This is a genomic window from Flavobacterium sp. ENC, from assembly GCF_020991415.1.
Taxonomy (GTDB): domain Bacteria; phylum Bacteroidota; class Bacteroidia; order Flavobacteriales; family Flavobacteriaceae; genus Flavobacterium.
The window spans coordinates 135,348-154,485 of record NZ_JAJMOY010000008.1; the positions used below are offsets into that span (position 1 = coordinate 135,348).

The window sequence follows — 19,138 nt, forward strand, 5'->3', positions numbered from 1 at the left end:
GAGCCAGATGAAATTAAAATATACATTAGTTTTTACTATAATTAGTTTTTTTATTACGATAGCGGGGTTTGCTCAGCAGTATAGTGATGAGGAGATTGGGTTTGATGTCCAAACATCTAAGGCTTCTTTAAAAGAATATTCATTGACAGATCAACAATTGGAAAGCGAAATTATTTTCATGCGAGATATGCAAACTCGTCAATATGTAGAAATGAAGAAAACGGAAAATGCTATCTTAGAAAAAATAAAAACCCAAATACAACAAAAAAACAATACAAATCGATCGGTTGCAGTAACTGATATTCCTCAGAGTGAAAAAGATGCTTTATTAGCTTTCTACAATAGTACGGGAGGCGACAATTGGCTATATAAAAAAGGTTGGGATTTCTCTACACCTGTAACATCGTGGAATAATCTTACTCAGACTGGATGGTATGGAATTACAATTGGTGCTAATGGCAATGTAATCTCATTAGCGATAGGAGCTAACGGATTAGTAGGAACAATACCTCCAGAAATTGGACAACTAACTCAACTAACTATGTTAGCTATAAGCGGTAATAAATTGTTAACAGGTAGTATTCCTCATCAAATTGGACAATTGTCACAACTTACAAACTTATATATATCTAATAACCTGATAGATGAAGTACCCGCAGAAATAGGGCAATTATCCGAACTTACTTCATTAACAATATCTAGTAATGAAATAACTAGTATTCCAATAGAAATAACACAATTAAAGAAGCTCAAAAGGTTAGACCTAAGTCGTAACAAACTATTGGCTATACCGAAGGAAATTGGTCAGCTTACTGAACTAAATGAGTTACTAATGAATAGTAATCTCATAAAAAGTACAATACCAAATGAAATAGGTTTTTTAAAAAAACTAACATTTTTAAATTTAAATGGAAATAGTCTCACAGGATCAATACCGTCAGAAATCGGTCAATTAACAGAACTAAATATGTTAGCTTTAGATTTCAACAGACTTACAGGAAGTATACCTAATGAAATAACTCTATTAACCAAACTTACCTATCTGGGATGTTCAAATAATATTATAACAGGTCCATTACCAATTGAAATAGGGAAACTGACTAAACTGCAACAACTAGTTTTATATAATAATCGTATACAAGGTATAATTCCTAATCAATTATTTCAGTTAACTGATCTCAGAGTACTTCAACTAAGTTGTAATTCATTTACCGGTACCATATCTCCACTGATAGGAAATTTATCAAAACTTTACACCTTAAGTTTTGATTGCAATAATTTCGAAGGAACATTACCAATCGAAATTAATTCATTAAAGGAACTTACTACATTAACTTTTGCAATTAATAAATTAGAAGGAGATTTACCCGATGTAAGAAATTTTAAGTTGCTAAAAGATTATCAATTTAGAGAAAACAAATTTCGCTTTATAGATTTCGAAACACAGTATTCTGTATTAAAAACACAAATCCGCATTTTTGAGTATAGCCCTCAGGCGAAAACAGATTCTAAAAAAACGTTTAATGTTCCCTCCGGGACTTCTATAACGCTGAAAATGTGTGAGGACAATAGATTTACTTCTACAGACACTTTTCAATGGTATAAAGGAATATCTCCAAATGGTCAGTTAATTCAAAATGCTACTGCCAGAGAATACACAATTAACAACATAACTAGCTCAGATACAAACACATATTATTGTTTGTCTAAAAATTCAGAAATAACAAACCCGGAGATTGTTAGGCAAAATCTTATCTTAGAACGAGAAGCAATTACATTAAATGTCATTAATTGCACTCCAGTTACAGGAACCCTAAATCCAACTACTCAGAATACATTTACAAACACAGATATTAATTTCTCTTTAGCTACTACGGCAACAGGATTAACTTATGAATGGACTTTTCAAAACGTAAGTAATTCTACCACTTTTACATCAAGTTCAGCTACTTATTCTTATGCTACTCCCGGAAGCTACAACGTTACTTTGGTAGTCACGGATAGTAATGGATGTAAAACTACTTTTACTAAAATTATGGAAGTTGCGGCAAAACCGGCTTGCGTTGCTATTGTTGGAGAAATCAAGACTTCCAGTGAAAAAATTATTCCAAATCAAAATGTCACATTTTCGTTTGAAACAGCCGCGACAAATTTTACGTACAATTGGATTTTCTACAATCAGGCTTTTGTTGAAATTGGCCGTGCAGCAACAAGCACAGCAAGCAGGTCTTATAATGCTCCCGGTGACTATTTAGTCGCTTTAGAACTTGTAGATCAAAATGGCTGCAAAACCTATAAAGGTTTAACTGTTAAAGTTGTTGCAGATTGTCCCCTGATAGAAGGAACAATAAAAGTAAATACGGAACACCCGACTTTATATACAACTGCCATTTTCACATTTGAAACTACAGCTACCAATTTAACGTATATCTGGACTGTTAAAATCCCAGAAAATGGTGGATATTACAACTATGAGCAAGGAGGTAATCCTTTTCAGCTTTATCTTCAGTACGGAGCTGGTGATTATAAGATAATGCTTGAAGTGAAGGATGCTAATGAGTGTATCACAAAATTCGAAAAGATAATTACAGTAGCATTTGACTGTACTACCGTAAGGAGAGATGGTACTATGCAGAATGTAAACAAACATTCATACGGTTTTAATCCTCTGGTTTTAATAAATGTGCCAAATACTTTTACCTTTTATCCTCCTGTTGATGAAAGTGAAACTGGCCTATGGACCATAAAAAATCTTAACGGTGATGTGATTAGTTCTTCAACAACAACAGAATTTATAACTACACCTACAGTAGCAGGAGATTATAAACTAAACTATACAATTACAAACAGTTATGGTTGTAAAACCAATTTCAGTAATGACATAAAAGTAGTGGACATCTGTGGCTACACCGACGAAGAACGTTACGGAACCATTAATTTTGTTAATGAATACAGTAACGGAGCTGCTTTTATCGATATTAATCAGACCAAAAATTTAGCATTCCGTTATTATCAAGATCAAACAAAAACCTACAACTATCAGTGGAAAGTGTATGATCCGAATAATGCTCTTGTAGATTCGGGAAATCAGGAAACATTTCCGTTGACTTTAACTACACCTGGATTTCACAGAATAACAGTTGCTATACTTGATCCTGAGACTGGTTGTCAGCTGGAATTTTCGAAAAGCATTAGTACGGTAATTTCAAACTCCTGTACAGATACCAACCCCAAATCGCAAATCGTAAAAGGGCTCTATTTTGATTTAGTAAAAAATCTTATTGCCAGATCCATGATGGGAGAAACGGATGAACAAATCAATGCAAGTCCGGCAAATGCTCAATTCACAGCCTTAATCCCATACATTACAAATGGCGTAAAAGATAAAATATACAATTACAAATCAGTAAGAGATGACAATAAAAATGAAGAAACCAATAGTTTAAGATCTATAGATTTTTCGTTTTCTCCTGACCGCGTTTCTGATGTACGTGTTTATTTTAAATGGGGAATGTATTACGACCCACAATATGACAGTTATGAAGACTTACTGGCTACTATAGAAGACAAAATTTATTTTAGTCTTACACAATATACTTCGCCAGATGTACCCTTAATATCCTGTTACGTAGACAATGGCGGTAAAATAAAAGGAAGTAATCCGGTGAAACCAGGTCTTGACGAATGTAGCAGAGAAACCATAGCGCAATACATTGATTTCTGTCCTGCAGAGGATTGTAAACCAATTATTGGGGTTCTTAAATCAACAGATACTGCAGGTATTTCAAAAGGATCAAATAAGAGTAAAGCGAAACTTGTTTCAAAAAAATAATTCACGTAAGACAAAGACTTAATAATTGTTCTGATAAACAAGCGGTATCAAAAAAACAATAGATAACTAGATTATGGCAAATAATTTTAAAATAAAAAAATACTGGATAATCACACTTTGCATGGTGCTTTGCTCCCTGAGTTCTTTTTCTCAGGAACTAAGTGATGCAACAATAGGTTTTGATGTCGGTAAAGCAATGGTTTCGTTAAAAAAACATGGCGTTAAGGATGCTGATCTTGGCCCTGAGGTGAGCAGAATGCGTGAAATGCAAATTACTCGTTACAATAAAGCGAAACAGCTTAAAAATGCTTTTTTACAAAATAAAAAACCAAAATCATCAATACAAATAAATAATTCAAAAACGGCTCGTAAATCACTTGCATCTGCACAGGATATCGCTAAGGATAAAGCTGCGCTAATCGCCCTGTATAATAGCACCAATGGTGATTCGTGGAAAAATACGATGAATAGTGAAGGAGCATGGCCCATAAATGATCCTACTGCGGTTGTAACATCATGGAATCCTGATACCAATACAGGATGGTACGGTGTTGTACTTGATGCAGAAGGCAGGGTTTCCTATTTAGATCTTAGAGATAATAATTTGACAGGTGAAATACCGTCCCAAATCGGATCATTAACAAAACTTACCCAAGCCTTACTTTATAATAACCGATTAAGTGGAAGCATACCTGCAGAAATAGGGCAATTAAAAGAACTGTTTTTTTTAAATCTGGAAGTTAATCAATTGAGTGGAAGCATACCTCCTCAGATAGGATCATTGCCAAAACTTCAATCATTGTTTTTAGATTTTAATCAGTTAACAGGGACTATACCTGTTGAAATAGCGCAATTACAAGAATTAACTTACCTATCGCTTGGTCAGAATGGATTAACCGGCACCATACCCTCACAATTAGGGTCCATGCCTAAACTTGAAACATTGAGCTTATCCGGGAATCAATTAACGGGAACTATACCAACAGAGTTAGGTCAGCTAACAGGTCTTTATTATCTGGATCTTGCGAGTAATCAATTAAGCGGTACCATACCTTCTCAAATAAAATTCCTTACAAAACTTGAAGCTTTATACCTTAGCTCCAACAACTTAACAGGTTTTATTCCAATTGAAATTGGAAAATTAACTAATTTAATTGTCTTATATCTTGACAACAATCAATTAACCGGGCCAATTCCATCAGAAATAGGATTTCTGACACATCTTGAACGTCTTTTTTTACATTACAATCAACTAAGTGATGCAATCCCGAATGAATTTGGTCAATGTAAAGCACTTAATATTGCCTGGTTGAGCAGCAATCAATTAACAGGAAATATCCCCTCTCAAATAGGATTATTAACCAATCTTGAAAACTTTGATCTAACAGATAATCAATTGAGCGGCGTTGTACCAGCAGAAATTGGAGGATGTAGCTCTTTGATTGATTTTAGTGCTGGAGTCAATCAATTAACAGGTCCCTTACCTCCTCAAATAGGCGCACTAAAAAAACTTAAGACATTATACTTATATCAAAACCTTATAAACGGAACCCTTCCAATTGAAATTACACAATGCGAAGAACTTTCGTATTTATACTTACAAAATAATCAATTAACTGGCTCGATACCTGCTGAAATCGGTACTCTTGTTAAGCTTCAGGATTTATGGCTTAATAGTAATGAATTTTCTGGTCCAATTCCTGTAGAGCTTGGTCAATGCAAACAAATGCAACGATTATTTTTAGACTGGAATAAATTAACAGGAAATATTCCTTCTCAGCTAGCCTCATTAACAAAATTAAATATACTCCGACTGGACTACAATCGTCTGGAAGGCAGAATACCTGACTTAACAAGTCTTCCTCTTACTGAATTATCCTTTATGGGAAATAAATTTCGTTATACAGATTTTATAATTTCTGAATATTTAAAATATAGCACTGCTTTAGGTAAAAGTAAATTTTCATATGCTTATCAGGCAAAAGTAGATGCTCCGAAAACCATAACTAAAAGTGTTACCGAATCAGTAACTTTAAAAATGTATGAAGATGATATTTTTACAGAAAACGAAAAATATCAATGGTATAGAGGACCTTATTATGAAGAAATTAAAGGAGCAACCTCCAGGGAGCTTACAATTTCAAATCTAAAAGCGACAGATGCAGGAACCTATTTTTGTCAATCCAAACACCAGCAAATAACAGTTATGCAAAGCATGGTGGAGCCTAAATATTATGGCCGGGATTTAGTTTTAGAAAGAGAACCTATAACTTTAGAAGTATTGCCTGGGGCATGTACTGCAATAACCGGAGATATAATTGCCCCTACAACCATTTTAAATGGCAACAACATACATTTTACATTTAACACAACGTCTTCTCAGGTTTTAACCTATTTCTGGACTTGTTATAATTTAGATAATAATATTGTTGGAAATTCAACTTCAAACTATATTGATAACATATATAGCGCAGTTGGTAATTACAAAGTAGAATTAAAAGTTAAGGATGAAAACAACTGCGAAACTACTTTTACTAAAATAATTACTGTTGCTAAAAACTGCAGCAACGTAGTTATTGGCGACATTAAACCATCTCTACAAGATTTAATTACTGATACTAATACTACTTTTTCTTTTGAAACATCAGCAACTAATTTAAGTTATAATTGGATCTTTTACAATTCTGACAATACCGTAAAAGATGACACTCAGACAACGGCATTAGCTACGCAAACCTACTCAGCGATTGGAAATTATAAAGTAAAACTAATCGTTACCAGACCTGATGGCTGTACCACTACTTTTGAGAAAACATATACACTAAAGGCTCCAATGGTATGCGAATATCATGATTATCGTACGGGAACTATTATCATACCTTATAATTATGGAGATCCAATTGGAATTCCAATTAATACAGCAACAAACCTGACTTTCTATAAATATTATGGCCCTTCAAATGCAAATTTAACGTATGAATGGAAATTGTATAATTCAAATAATATTCTAATAGATTCAAAAAACACCAAAAATTTCCCTATCACCTTAACGGCAATTGGCGACTATAAAGTAAAAGTAAAACTTACTGATGCTTTAGGCTGCTCAGAATTTGAAAGCAATCTTAAAGTAAGAGATCTTACTACCTGCGTTATTTCTCCAGAGGAACGTAACGGTACAATATATTCCCCAGCCAATAGAGATGTCGTTTTGGAAAATTCAGAATCTTTATTTACTTTTTCTCCTTCTGGCTTTTACGCGACCAATTTTATTTATAAATGGGATCTAATTGATGCCAATGGAAATATTGTAGCAACCAGTAATGAAATTGATTTTAAAGTACATCCTACCCAAGGAAAATATCAAGTTAACTTACAAATTAAGGATCCTAACGGATGTACTACTGACTACAAAAGAGATATTGAAACCGTAGACATTTGTACTTATACCGGAAATGATAACTATTTTGACATTCGGTCTGCAAAAGAGTATATGGGAGGAAGAGTCTGGTTTGTTAAACCTGGTGAAATCTCTATATTTAGTCCTCGCTTTTTTGATAGTAACGGTAATTACACCTACAGCTGGAAATTATATAATCCTACCGGCGAACTTATAAGTACGGGAAGTAATATTAATTTCCCCGTAACTTTAAGCTTACCTGGTTATCATAAAATAACTTTAGATATAACGAATTTAACAACAGGATGTACCAAAAGCGCTACAAAAACTGTTGACTGCCTTATTAGCAACAGTTGTACCGTTGATAATTCAAAATCACAGGAAGTAAAAGAATTATATGTGAATTTTGTAAAAAAACTGATTATCAGATATATTTTGGGAGAAACAGACGAGCAAATAAATGCCAGTATTGCAACTCCGGAATTTATGGCACTTAAGCCTTATATTAAAAATGGTACCGGAGATAAGATCTATAATTTTGTATCATCTGTTAATGAATCAGGCGGTTATACTTTTAATTTCTCATTTTCACCAGACAGAGCGTATGATGTTCATGTCTCCAGCAGATATCCAATCTATTACGATCCGGAATATAACAGTTTAGAAGATTTAGACAACAGTGCAGCTGGTCTGATTTATACAGATATAAGTCAATATATAGCAGCAGATGATTATTTTGTTTCCTGTTATGTTCAGAGTGAAGATAAAAAGAAAAAAACCGCGAAAGTTGTTTTAGGTCCTAATGAATGTACAAGAGAATCTGAAGTCAGAAACATCATATTTTGTCCGGGTGAAGGAAATAACTGTACTCCATCTATAGTGGGAGCCATAAAATCAGGTTCTGAGAACATTTATCCTAATGCTCAAGCTTCATTTACGTTTGAAACGACTGTTCCAAACCTAACGTACACATGGTCTGTTGTATCAGAAACGGGAGAAGTACTACACACCAGCAATTCTGACATAACTGATCCTTATATCTATACTTTTGCTACTAATGGTAATTACAAAATAAAATTAATTTCTAAAAATGAAACCGGTTGTACAGAAAATTTCACAAAAAACATAATCGTCGATAAGAAACGTTGTACTAGTGAAGCAAATAATTTCACGTTTGAAACAGCAGTAACAAACGCAACTTATGTCTGGACCACTACCAATAGTGCAGGAAACATTGTTGATACGGTTACAAATGCTACCGGAATATATTCCTTTACAACAAGCATTCCTGGCCAATATGAAGTAAAATTAGTGGCGAATGCAGGAGAAAATTGTGAAACCATTTTTGCAAAAACAATCGTTGTGGAAAATTGTAACACCACTGTTTCCTGTACTCAAAACAGTCTACTTACACCAAAAGTACACAGTCTGTTTATAAATTTAATCAACAAACTGGTTACTACGCCAAACGGAACGGATGTAAATAGGTATGCCTTGAATGAGATTATAGCATTGGCTTCTTATACCACAAGTTCAAGAGCCAAAATTTTCAACTTTGTAAATAATAGTACTGCTGTAAGTTTTTCTTTCTCTCAAAACGGAGGTTCAAATGATGTATTTCTGCCAAAATCTGCTTCGGGATCGATTTCAGGTATTGACTTAAGTAAATATTTCGGTTCGCAGGAAAGCACTCAGGTCATTACCAATTACAGTGACGGATCTAATAATCCTGCCGGCGGATTTGTTCGAAATATTGACTTCTGCCCTGCAGTAGAATGTTTACCTAGTCCTGGTAAAATTAAGGTCACTCATGCAACCGGAGCAAATAAAAGTTCAACAGGCAATCATTCAAAAATATAACTCACTTAACATAAAAACATACTAATTGTTTTAAGGAACAAGTAGTTATAAAAAAAAGATAATTCTATCATGGTAAACAATCTTAAAATAAAAAAATACTGGTTAAACTCTCTTTGTATCGTACTTTGTTCATTGGCTTCTTTTGCCCAGAATTTAACGGATAAGGAAATAGGTTTTGATGTAAACAGCACAACAGTTTACTTAAAGGGACTCGGTCTTTCCAAAGAAACTATAGCACGCGAAATTGCAATGATGCGTGAGCATCGCCAGAAAGATTTTACTGAAATGAAAAAAGAACAACAGTCCTTTTTTCAAAATATAGCATCCAAAAAAAGTACTACAGCACGCTCCGCCAAAACTAGTGCCGTACCACAAAGTGAAAAAGATGTCTTACAAACGTTGTATAATGCAACAAATGGTGCCAGCTGGACTAATAAAACGGGATGGGACTTTTCGACTGAAGTTACGTCATGGGATATGAACACCAGAACGGGTTGGTATGGTATTGTAGTGACCGATGGTCATGTTACCTCAATTGTTTTAGGCAGTAACAATCTAAATAATATGAATGTTACCTTTCCTGATCTTCGTAATTTGCCTTTTCTGGAAACTCTAAATCTATATAATAATAGCCAGTTAACCGGACCTTTAACTAATTTTCAATATTTAACATCCCTTAAAAACATAAACTTAAATTCTTGCCAGTTTACTGATACTCTTTTACCGCTGGCGACCTTAACTAAATTAGAAACATTAATTGTTACCGGTAAAAATATTACCGGGACGATACCAGATGAAATATACAATTTTAAAAATCTGAAAGACCTTTCAATTCCTAATTCAAATATAACGGGAGGAATTTCTTCAAGATTATCTGAATTGGTCAATTTAGAAGTTATCAATTTACATACAAACCCAAATTTCGGAGGAACTATACCGGATCAAATTGGTAATCTTACCCGTTTAAAACACTTGGATATTAGTGGATCAGGGATAACCGGACCACTACCCGCTTCACTTTCGAATTTAGTTAATCTGGAAGAACTTACTATAGCATGGAATAAAATAGAAGGTACTATACCAACCGAAATAGGGAATCTGAATAAACTAAACATGATTTGGGCGCAGACAAACAGATTGACAGGAACCATACCGGTCAATATGGGTACTATGCCAAAATTAGTACATCTGTTACTGAGTTCTAATAAGTTAGAAGGGGCAATACCAATTAGTTTTCAATCGTTATCCAGTTTGAATTTTCTTGCAATAGAAGACAATTCATTCTCTAGTACATTCCCGGACCTATCCAATCTTACCAAATTAACCGGGATGAGGATTCAATCGAATAAATTTACTTTTGCAGACTTTGCAGCGCAATACAGCACCTATAAATCACGTGCTTCTATATTCGAGTATGCTCCTCAGGCTAAGACTGATGCGGTAGCAACAGTAACAGGATCTCCAACAGGTTCCGTAACGCTAAAAATGCATGAAGATGGCCGATTTACACCTAATCAGGTTTATCAATGGTACAAAGGATCTGCACCAGGTGGTGTTGCAATTCCTGGGGCCACTTCAAGGGAATATACTTTATCTAATTTAAAAGCTGCTGATGCAGGGTCTTATTATTGTGTATCTACCGAACCTCAAATGACAAATACAAGTTCAACAACACAAAATCTGGTTCTAACCCGAAATCAAATTACATTAACCATAAAAAATTGCACTGCGATAGCGGGAAATATCAAAACAACTGCAGAAAATTTCTATCCCAACACAGAGAGCAATTTCACATTTGAAACCACAGCTACCGGTTTAACATATGAGTGGTCTGTAGCAACAGCAACTGGAGATATTGTCAGTGTGGCTCCATCAACTACAGCCGGATCGTATTCATATACTTTTTCAGAAGGTGGAGATTATATCATAAAAGTAGTCGCAAAAGATGCTGGTGGCTGTTCGACAACATTTACTAAATCTATTCAGGTAGTTGCCGAAAAATATTGTCTGAAAGAGCCCATTGATTTTGCATTTGAAACTACAACACCGGGGTTGAGTTATACCTGGAACACTTCAGATGCTTCAGGAAATATAGTACATACCACTACAAATTCAACAGGCGTATACACTTTTACACCACAGCTTATTGGAGAGTATCTTATAGAATTAGTAGTGAATACAGCAAGCAGCTGCAAAACATTGCTTGTTAAAAATATTACTGTGGAAGACTGTACTCCAATTGTTTCCTGTACGCAGAATAGTGCAATGACACCAAAAGTACACAGTTTGTTTATTGCTTTAATCAACAAACTGGTTACCACACCAAACGGAACGGATGTAAATCGTTATGCCCGCAATGAGATAATAGCATTGGCTTCCTATACCACAAGTTCAAGAGCTAAAATCTTCAAGTTTGTAAATACCACTACAAGTGTAAGTTTTTCTTTCTCTCAAAATGGAGTTGAAAATGACGTATTCCTGCCAAAATCTGCTTCGGGAACGATCTCGGGTATTGATTTAAGCAAATATTTCGGTTCACAGGAAATTACTGAGGTCGTTACCAATTATAATAATGGATCTAATAATCCTGCCGGAGGATATGTTCGTAATATAGATTTCTGTCCTGCCGCCGACTGTTCACCTACTATTGGTAAAATGAATATTATTTCTGCAAATGGAGCAGGCAAAAGTTCAACAAACAATCGTTCAAAAATATAACGCACTTAGACAGAAACGCTAATTGTTTTTAACGGACAAGTAGTTATAAAAAATGATAATCAGATTATGGCAAACAATCTTAAAATAAAAAAATACTGGATCACCACGCTTTGCATGGTATTTTGTTCATTGGCTACTTTTGCGCAAAATTTAAGTGATGCGAAAAGCAGTGCTGAGCAAGGTAAAAAAGAAGAGACAAACAAGGCAGCATTGGCCAGCCCTGAAATTCTTGCTCAGGAAAAAGCAGCGTTAATCGCATTCTACAATAGCACTAATGGTGCTGCATGGAAGAATACGGTTAACAATGAAGGAGCCTGGCCCATCAATGATCCAAATGCTGTCGTAACACGTTGGAACAGTGCCACTAAAACGGGTTGGTATGGGATTACGCTACTCAGTGCGGAAGGAAGGGTCCAGTTCCTAAATTTAAGCAATAACAATGTAACGGGAACGGTGCCAAACCTGGGTGGTTTAACAGAATTGGTTTCAATCACGCTTAACAAAAACAAAATAACAGGAGGAAATATTGATGCCTTCAGTGAATTAACAAAACTATCTTTTATAGACGTATCTTCTTGTAAGCTTGATGGAAATCTGCAATCACTTATGAAGTTAACAGATTTACAAAACTTTATAGCTCCTGCTAATAATATAACCGGGACTTTCCCTGAAGATTTTTACAAACTATCGAAGTTAAAAGAACTAGACGTATATCTTAATAAATTAGAGGGAGATTATAGTCTTCTGGGGCAAATTCCTACCTTGACAATTTTAGCATTAACTGGAAATAATTTTAATAAAACAGGGTCTCCGGATTACAACAACAGATCCATTCCGGAAAGTTTTAAAAACTTAACCAATCTGACGTCTTTAAGATTAGAACAGAATGGTCTTAAAAACAACCTGAAAGTTGTAGGTAATATGGTAAATCTAGCCAATTTACAAATTGACAATAATCTGTTTGAAGGTGCTTTACCTTCAGAATTGTCTGCACTAAAAAAATTAAACTTTTTTAGCTGTAGTGGTAACGCAATAACAGAAATCTCAGCACTATCGGGTGCAAATTTATTACAAACCGTTACTATTCAATCCAACTTAATTACCTCTCTGCCTCCTGAATTCGCTCAGTTTCCTAATCTGACTTCCATAATTGCATCCAGAAATAAACTTAGTGGTCCACTTATCGATTTGACTTCCTCTAAGCTTACTTATTTTGATATATCGGGCAACTACTATAGGTTTGTTGACATGGAGCCTGTTTTTTCGAGGTACAAAAACTTAACACCTGTTAGTTTTATTTATTCGCCACAGGCAAAAACAGATCAGACCGAAACAATAAGTCGTGCGGCCGGAACTTCCGTAACTCTATCCATGTCTGATGATGGAGTTCACAGGTATACCGATAATGATAAATTTCAGTGGTATAAAGGATTTTATCCTAGCGGAGTTCTAATTCCTTCGGGCGAATCGAGACAACTTACACTTTCTAATTTAAAGCTGTCCGATGCAGGATATTATTACTGTTTATCGACACACCCTCAAATTACAAATGCAGCAGCTGCAAGTCAAAATCTTATTTTAGAGAGACAATCCATTACATTACTGATAGCAACTTGTCCGACAATAGCAGGAAGTATAAAAACCACTGCAGAAAAATTCTACACCAATACAGAAAGTAGTTTCACATTCGAAACTACCGCTACCGGTTTAACGTATGAGTGGTCTGTAGCCACAGCGGCAGGAACTCCGGTAAATGCAGCACCATCCAATACAATTGGATCCTATTCCTATACTTTTTCAGAAGCCGGAGATTATATAGTAACCTTAATTGCGAAAGATGCTAAAGGATGTGCTACAACCTTTACAAAACCTATTCAGGTAATTAACGAAAGATATTGTGCAAAAGACCCTATAAATTTTGGCTTCGAAACCGCAACTCCAAATTTAAATTACACCTGGATCTGTTCGGATGCTTCGGGCAATATAGTACATACGGTTACAAACACAACAGGCCTGTATACTTTTACACCCCAACTTGCCGGTGACTATGAAGTAGAATTAATTGTGAAGACGGCAACCAGTTGTAAAACCTTGTTTACCAAAAATATTACTGTAGAGGATTGTACTCCAATTGTTTCCTGTACGGTAAACAATCCGCTTACGCAAAAAGTACACAGTTTGTTCATCAATTTAATCACTAAACTGGAGAATACTCCAAACGGAACAGATGTAAATGTATACGCCCGCAATGAGATTATCGCTTTATCTTCTTATGTGGCAGGAACTACCAACAGCATTTACAATTTTAGTAATTCAGGTGCGGCTGTAACGTTCTCGTTTTCGCAAAACGGAGCTGAAAATGATGTGTATATACCTAAATCTGGGTCGGGAGCCATTTCAGGCATCGATTTAAGCAAGTATTTTGGCGCACAGGGCACCACTGCTGTTACGACCAATTATAGCAACGGAACTAACGGTTCCGGTGGTTATGTCCGAAATATTGATTTTTGTCCAATCGCAGAATGTATTCCAATTACCGGGGTCATCAACATTGTCAAAAAAGCAACTGCACAGGCAAAAAGATCAGGGCAAAGTTCAACAAACGCTGGTTCAAAAATATAACTCACTTAAGATAAAAAAACACTAATTGTTTTAACGGACAAGTAGTTATAAAAAAAAGAAAATTAGATTATGGCAAACAATCTTAAAATAAAAAAATACTGGCTAACCACTCTTTGTATGGTGTTTTGTTCATTGTCGTCCTTTGCGCAGGATTTGAGTGATGCAACGATTGGTTTTGATGTCGCCAGAGCAACTGCTTCTTTAAGAGAGCATGGTGTTAAGAATCAGGATATCGAATCTGAAATAACTAAAAGAAGAGAGTTGTTTCAAACTCAGTATTTGACAATGAAAAAAAGTACGGATTCTATTTCAAAAAAAATAAGATCCGAGCAATTATCAAATGCAATGAATAATCGTTCTGCAGCGGGAGAAATACCACAAATTGAAATAGATGCACTAAAGGCCATATTTAACAGTACCAATGGAGCAAACTGGAGAAATAAAGGAGGATGGGATGGCTTAGGCGGAGCCTGGTATGGAGTACAATTTAATAATGGTCATGTATCTGAAATAAATTTAGATTCAAATAATCTTTCTGGTACTATTCCTAAAGAAATTGAGAATCTGCCCTATTTAAGAGTTCTATCTTTAAATAGTAACAAAATAACAGGTGAGATTCCTAAGGAAATTGGTAAGCTAACGATATTATACAACTTAGGCTTATCAGGAAATCAATTGACCGGCAATATTCCAACAGAAATTGGTAATATGGCTGAGTTAACTTTACTATATATAAGTTCCAATCAATTGTCAGGAAGTATTCCTAAACAAATTGGAAATGTGTCAAAACTATATCTCTTCTATGCGAATGGTAATAATCTGAGCGGCTCAATACCTGTTGAAATTGGAAATTTACAAAAGCTTCAAGAGGTGCGACTAAGCCAAAATAAGCTTACAGGTGAAGTGCCTGTCGAAATAGCAAATCTAAATTCTTTAGTCTGGTTAGTTCTTCAGGATAACTCTCTATCGGGCACTATTCCGCCAAGAATTTTTAAAATGACAAAAGCAAGCTTTATATACTTAGGAAATAACAATTTTACCGGCGTCATACCTACGGATATTGGCGATAATCCAAATTTATATATTCTTGATTTAAGCATAAACAAATTATCAGGACCAATTCCTCCAAGCATAGGAAAATTAAAAATATTAAGAGGTTTAACTTTAGCTTATAATTCCCTTCAAGGTGAAATTCCTTCTGAGCTTTCAAATTGTATAGGCCTCTTTAGATTAACATTAAATAATAATCAATTGGAAGGGGAAGTGAAGTTGAATTTTCAGGAGCTAAACACCTTATATGAACTCAATCTTGCCTCTAATAAGTTGACAGGAAAAATATCTGACTTTTCAACACAGACCTATTTAAAACTATTAAATTTGAGTGACAATAAATTTCGTTTTGTAGACTTTATCGACCAATTTAACGCTCATAAATCTAAAGGAGCCGGATTTTCTTTTTCTCCCCAAGCAAAAATTGGAAATTTAGAAACAATTAATAAAAACTCAGGGAGTTCTGTTGTTTTAGATATGTTTTTAAACACAGATAACAGATCGCATGAGTTAGACACTTATCAATGGTTTAAAAATGGCACTGAAATTACAGGTGCTGTTACTAAAACATACACAATTAATAATTTATCTGATTCAGATGCCGGGTTATATACTTGTAAAGCCTATCATAGTACTAATCCTGATATGTCACCGCTAATTTTAGAAAGAGAGGCCATAACATTACAAATAACAAACTGTCCATCAGCACCGGGAACTTTAAAATCAACCGCAGAAAAATTCTACACCAATGCCCAAAGCAAGTTTTCATTTGAAACTACCGCTACCGGTTTAACCTACGAATGGTCTGCAGCAACCGCAACAGGAACTCCGGTAAACACATTGCCATCCGGTACCAAAGGATCGTATTCATATACTTTTACGGAAGTTGGTGATTATGTGGTGACCCTGATCGCGAAAGACGCTAATCAATGTTCGACCACATTCACGAAAGCCGTTAAAGTGGTAGACCGATATTGTGCTAAAGAACCCGTTGATTTTGCCTTCGAAACAACATCTACGAATCTGAACTATACCTGGACGAGTACCGATTCTTCAGGGAATATCGTCAATACCGTAACCAACAGAACGGGGCTTTATACTTTTACACCTGAACTTCCCGGAGACTATGTAATCGAATTAGTAGCCAACGGAGCTTCACAATGTGTAAGCTTATTTACCAAAAATATTACGATTGATGAGTGTGTACCGTTTATTTCGTGTACCAAAGACAATCCGCTTTCTCCGGAAATGCACCGTTTGTTTATTACCATGATTAGTAAACTGGCAACCGCTCCAAACGGCAGTGATGTGAACGTGTATGCACACAAAGAGATTGCAGCAATGGCTCCGTATACCACGGAGAAGACTGCCATGATCTACAATTTCATCAATACCAGCAGTGCTATAAGCTTCTCTTTCACCAAAACCGCTACGGAAAGTGATATCTATCTTCCTAAATCTGCTACGGGATCGATTACGGCAATTGATTTAAGTAAATATGAGGATGCTCTTACAGCAACTACTGTGGCGACTACCTATACTAATGGTATCCCGAATACGAAAGACGGTCACGTTAAAAATATCGATTTCTGTCCTAAAGAATTGTCTTGTGTATCGCATGTCGCGCTTGTTATAGATGAGTCGGGTTCTATTGATGCCTCTGAATTCAATAAAATCAAAAAACAGTTAAAATCATTTGTGCTGCAACAAGCCAAAACCAACGACGATATCGGATCCAACATTCATGTTTCCATCACCGGTATGTCGGATAGTGATGTAAATACAAGAACAGATTATATCGAACCTCTTAAAATGACAATGAGCAATGTAGGCTTGTTTAACGACTGGATCGATCAGTTAGGAAAACGATACGGTAAAAAAACCGGAATCAGCCAGGCTTCCGATTACTGGAAAAGTGGACTGGATGGTGCTCTAGCTTATAAGATGAAACCGACTTTTGTGATCATGGTAACCGATGGTGCACAAACGGATGATGTGGCCGGTTTAAGAGCCACCTTTAAAAAGTTCAACAACAATAATAAAGCAGAAACAGAACCAAAACTGCCTCACTTATATGTAGTGGGTATTGAAAACGGTTTCTACATCGACAGAGATTCGTATACCAGTAAAGGCATCCCAAGAGATCAGGACCCTAATTACAATCCGTCGTTAGCGCCTAAAGATAATCTGACAGCGAGAACAACACCGTTCCTTACCAAATCTTTACAGTATCTTTTGGATCTTACGCCAACAGAATGGCCGTTATCAGACATCAATCAGTTTACGGTGGGTACGTATTACGGACACGATAATTTTGAGTTACTGGCTTCAGATGAAACCTATTTCTCAGATAAATTAGCCGATGGAAAAGTAGTCTGCGGAACTGCTGCGATAAAAGATTTCTGTGATGACTGTTTCTCTTTCAAACCGGAACCCGGAAAAGAATATATCCTGAGTGCCTGGGTAAAAGAAGAGTCTTTTATACAAGTAAAAAATTACGAAAACCCGGCAATCAAAATTGTTTTCTATAACAATAAAGAAGCATTGGACATCCCTGCCCAAAGAATTGATTCATTAGTAGTAAAAGCCAATGGTGATATTATCGACGGCTGGCAGCGTGTTGTGAAGAAATTCAAAATACCAACAGCAACCATTACCATGGCAATCGAGCTGGAAAACATGAGCCCAAGTATCCCGGTGTATTTTGATGATATCCGAATTCATCCGCTACAGGGAAGTGTCAAATCATTTGTTTACGATCCTGTAACCTTCAAACTGATGTCGGAACTGGATGAAAACAATTACAGTACTTTTTACGAGTACGATAATGAAGGCGGCCTGGTTCGTGTCAAGAAAGAAACCGCAAAAGGGATCAAAACCATTCAGGAAACCCGTTCCGGTAGTGTAATTAATATAACCCAATAATAGTATGTTCTGTAAAAAAATAATATACGTATGGGTTTTATTCACTTGTTGTTTAGCACATACACAGACGGTAAATGAGGTTTTTCAGAAAGTAGCGAAGCAATACAGCCTCGCCCAGCCTTTACAATACAAATCCAGTTATGCCCTGTACAAGGATTTCGATTCCAAAAAAATCGAGGAAAGTTACAAAGGCACTTATTATAAGAATGCGGGAAATGAAATCTATACCAAAGTCGGCGAGACCGAAATACTGAATTCAAAAACCGTTTATCTGAAAATAAGCCATCCGGAGAAAGCCCTGGAGATTTCGGATCCGGTCCCCAATTACGCCGGGGATTTTGATATGAAACCCCTGCTGGCCCTCTGCAAAATTGAAAAATTTGTTGATCGCAAAACCTATTGGGAAATAACCCTGGTGGCCAAACCCTACTCGAGTCTTCCCTATTCTAAGATTATTATACAGATTACGAAAGGCTTTTTAATACAAAAACAGACCTTTTATTACAGTACAGTAGTCAATTTTTCGAAAGATTACCGAAGCCCGGATCCACATTATCCGAGATTAGAGATTATCAATTCGAATTATAACAGAAATCCGGTTAACGCTTCGATTTTTAATAGCAAGACCTATTTTACAACATCGGCCAAAAAAGAAATCATTTTAGCCGAAAGATTGAAAAAGTACGAGATTATCGATCAAAGAGTTTCCAATAAATAAAATAAAAAATAGATAT

At 35.6% G+C, this 19,138-nt stretch carries 6 protein-coding genes; all 6 read left to right on the forward strand.

Annotated elements, in window-relative coordinates; all coding sequences use genetic code 11:
* Positions 1-7 precede the first annotated feature (7 nt).
* The 6 genes from LPB89_RS18575 (at position 8) to LPB89_RS18600 (ending at position 19,122) form a co-directional block, all read left to right on the forward strand.
* Positions 8-3,832, forward strand: a complete 3,825-nt coding sequence (locus LPB89_RS18575) for a PKD domain-containing protein (RefSeq protein ID WP_230703168.1) — start codon at positions 8-10, stop codon at positions 3,830-3,832.
* A 73-nt stretch (positions 3,833-3,905) separates the two neighbouring features.
* Positions 3,906-9,089 (forward strand): leucine-rich repeat domain-containing protein, encoded by a 5,184-nt coding sequence (locus LPB89_RS18580; protein ID WP_230703169.1) that lies wholly within the window; start codon positions 3,906-3,908, stop codon positions 9,087-9,089.
* Between the two features lie 69 nt (positions 9,090-9,158).
* Entirely contained in the window at positions 9,159-11,807 is a 2,649-nt protein-coding gene (locus tag LPB89_RS18585; RefSeq protein ID WP_230703170.1) for a hypothetical protein, read from the forward strand.
* A gap of 66 nt (positions 11,808-11,873) precedes the next feature.
* Positions 11,874-14,429 (forward strand): hypothetical protein, encoded by a 2,556-nt coding sequence (locus tag LPB89_RS18590; protein WP_230703171.1) that lies wholly within the window; start codon positions 11,874-11,876, stop codon positions 14,427-14,429.
* 69 nt (positions 14,430-14,498) lie between these two features.
* The gene (locus LPB89_RS18595) at positions 14,499-18,404 is read left to right on the forward strand and encodes a VWA domain-containing protein (protein ID WP_230703172.1); all 3,906 of its coding nucleotides are present in this window, start codon (positions 14,499-14,501) and stop codon (positions 18,402-18,404) included.
* A 4-nt stretch (positions 18,405-18,408) separates the two neighbouring features.
* Positions 18,409-19,122, forward strand: coding sequence for a hypothetical protein (locus tag LPB89_RS18600; RefSeq protein WP_230703173.1), 714 nt, complete (start codon positions 18,409-18,411; stop codon positions 19,120-19,122).
* The last annotated feature ends 16 nt before the right edge of the window (positions 19,123-19,138 follow it).

Bases quoted from the DNA above. Each gene is read 5' to 3' on its own strand.
- LPB89_RS18575 (WP_230703168.1), top strand. From the start codon at position 8: ATGAAATTAAAATATACATTAGTTTTTACTATAATTAGTTTTTTTATT.
- LPB89_RS18580 (WP_230703169.1), top strand. From the start codon at position 3,906: ATGGCAAATAATTTTAAAATAAAAAAATACTGGATAATCACACTTTGC.
- LPB89_RS18585 (WP_230703170.1), top strand. From the start codon at position 9,159: ATGGTAAACAATCTTAAAATAAAAAAATACTGGTTAAACTCTCTTTGT.
- LPB89_RS18590 (WP_230703171.1), top strand. From the start codon at position 11,874: ATGGCAAACAATCTTAAAATAAAAAAATACTGGATCACCACGCTTTGC.
- LPB89_RS18595 (WP_230703172.1), top strand. From the start codon at position 14,499: ATGGCAAACAATCTTAAAATAAAAAAATACTGGCTAACCACTCTTTGT.
- LPB89_RS18600 (WP_230703173.1), top strand. From the start codon at position 18,409: ATGTTCTGTAAAAAAATAATATACGTATGGGTTTTATTCACTTGTTGT.